We start from the raw sequence: 2,134 nt of genomic DNA on the forward strand, positions 1-2,134 counted from the left end.
GTGGTGGACGGCGCGACGCCGGCCACGCCGCCGTTGCTGGGTGTCGCCCACTGGATCCTCGGGCGGCGCGCGGAGCCGCGCGCATGACGCCGCTTCAATTCCAGCAGCTGCACGCGGCGCGCTGGCAGGAGCTGCAGCACCTGCTGGACCAGGCGGAAGGCGCGGGCAGGAACAGTGGCGCCTGGGACGGCGCGCGGCTGGCCGACCTCTACCGTGGCGTGTGCGAGCAGCTCGCGCTGGCGCAGGCGCGCTGCTACCCGATCCATCTGACGCAGCAGCTGGAAGCGCTGGCACAGCGCGCGCACCGCGTGATCTACCGGCACCAGGACTTCGGGCTGGCGCGCCTGGGCCGGCTGGCGCTGGTGGGATTTCCGCAGGCGGTGCGCGCCCACCGCGGCTACGTGCTGGCGGCGCTGCTGCTGTTTTTGCTGCCCACGCTGGCGATGGGCTGGGCCTGCTGGCGCGACCCGGGCTTCAGCCTGCACATGCTGCCCGCCGAACGGCTGCAGGAGTTCGACGGCATGTACGACAGCCAGGGCCCGATCGGCCGCGTGCGCAGCGCCGACACCGACTGGGAGATGTTCGGCTTCTACGTCATGCACAACATCGGCATCGGCTTCCAGTGCTTCGCCGCGGGCATCTTCGCGGGCGTGGGCAGCGCCTTCTTCCTGGTGTTCAACGGCCTGGCCGGCGGCGCGGTGGCCGGCTACCTGATCGCGCAGGGGCACGCCACCAACTTCTTCTCCTTCATCGTCACGCATTCGGCGTTCGAGCTCACCGCCATCGTGCTGGCGGGCGCCGCCGGCCTGCGCCTGGGGCATGCGCTGCTCGCGCCGGGCCGGCGCACGCGGGTGCAGGCGCTGCGCGCGGCCGCTGTCGAAGCGGTGGTGGTGGTCTACGGCGCGGCCGCGCTGCTGGTCGTCGCGGCGGCGGTCGAGGCCTTCTGGTCGACGGCCGCCTGGATCGCGCCCGAAGTGAAGTACGGCGCCGGCGCGGCGTGCTGGACCCTCGTGCTCGCCTACCTGGGGTGGCAGGGCCGGCCGGCGCCGCAGCCGACGGGCCCGGCGGCAGGCAAGGCAACAGACAAGGCGGCGCATGCAGGTTGACGCGCTCGCCATCGCGCTGCGCCCGCGCAGCATGCCCGAGGCGGCCGACCTGGGCGTGCGCGTCGTGCAGCGGCACTGGCGCTCCGTCTGGGCGGTGTATGCGCCGTTGCTGGCCGGCACCACGCTGCTGGCGATGCTCACGGTGGAACTGCAGCCGTGGCTGCCGGCTTTCCTGCTGTTCTGGCTCAAGCCGTGGCTGGACCGCAGCCTGCTGTTCGTGCTGTCGCGCGCGGTGTTCGGCCAGGACACGCGCTGGGCCGACCTGGCCGCGCAGCGCGCCGGCGTCTGGGGCGGCCAGTGGCTGCAGACGCTGACCTGGCGGCGGCTGTCGCCCTGGCGTTCCTACACGCAGGCCATCGGCCAGCTGGAAGGCCAGCGCGGCAAGGCGCGTGCCAAGCGGCGCGACCAGCTGCTGCACGGGCGGCGCGGCATCGCCTCGGCCATGCACTTCGTGTTCGCCAACGGCGAGATGCTTCTGAGCTTCGGCCTGCTGGCCGTCATGTTCTGGTTCACGCCCGAAGCGGCGCGGCGCGACCTGTGGTCGTGGCTGCTGGAGGGGTCGACCATCGGCATCAACCTGCTGTTCGCCGGCGCCTATGCGCTGGTGCTGCTGGTGCTGGAGCCGTTCTACGTGGCGGCCGGGTTCGCCATGTACCTGAACCGCCGCGTGGAGCTGGAGGCGTGGGATGTGGAGCAGGAATTCCGCCGTGCATTCGCGCACTGACGCTGGCGGCCTGCTGATCGCGCTGGCGCTGTGCCTGGGCGCGGCGTGTGCTCGCGCCGCGGACACGCCGCCCGCTGGCGCGCTGACGCGCGCGCAGGTGCAGGCTGCGGCCGATGCGGTGGCGCGCGACCCCGACCTGCCCGGCAAGACAACCCAGCGCAGCCTGCGCTTCAAGAAAACCGACAGCCCGCCGCCGCCCAAGGACGATTCCCTGCCGTGGCTGGTGGACCTGATGAAGTGGCTGGCCGAATCCGCGCGCCTGCTGGTATGGGGTGTCGGTGCGGTGCTGGTCGCGCTGCTGCTG

2 protein-coding genes and 1 pseudogene are annotated in these 2,134 nt (G+C 72.5%); all 3 read left to right on the forward strand.

The genetic code is table 11. The annotated features are described in order from the left end of the window. Positions 1-83: 83 nt before the first annotated feature. A complete protein-coding gene (locus H0U68_RS06735) occupies positions 84-1,106 on the forward strand; it encodes a stage II sporulation protein M (protein ID WP_296353903.1) in 1,023 nt (340 codons plus the stop codon). Beyond that, complete coding sequence (locus H0U68_RS06740; RefSeq protein ID WP_296353905.1) at positions 1,096-1,830, forward strand: hypothetical protein; 735 nt, start codon at positions 1,096-1,098, stop codon at positions 1,828-1,830. Before H0U68_RS06735 ends, H0U68_RS06740 begins: the two co-directional genes overlap by 11 nt. After that, positions 1,814-2,134 (forward strand): annotated as a pseudogene (locus tag H0U68_RS06745) (DUF4129 domain-containing protein); the annotation flags it as partial. The gene H0U68_RS06740 and the pseudogene H0U68_RS06745, both read left to right, overlap by 17 nt.

The organism is Ramlibacter sp., from assembly GCF_013697775.1.
Taxonomy (GTDB): domain Bacteria; phylum Pseudomonadota; class Gammaproteobacteria; order Burkholderiales; family Burkholderiaceae_C; genus Ramlibacter.

Excerpts from the sequence above, each read along its gene's own strand:
- H0U68_RS06735 (WP_296353903.1), top strand. The coding sequence starts at position 84 with ATGACGCCGCTTCAATTCCAGCAGCTGCACGCGGCGCGCTGGCAGGAG.
- H0U68_RS06740 (WP_296353905.1), top strand. The coding sequence starts at position 1,096 with ATGCAGGTTGACGCGCTCGCCATCGCGCTGCGCCCGCGCAGCATGCCC.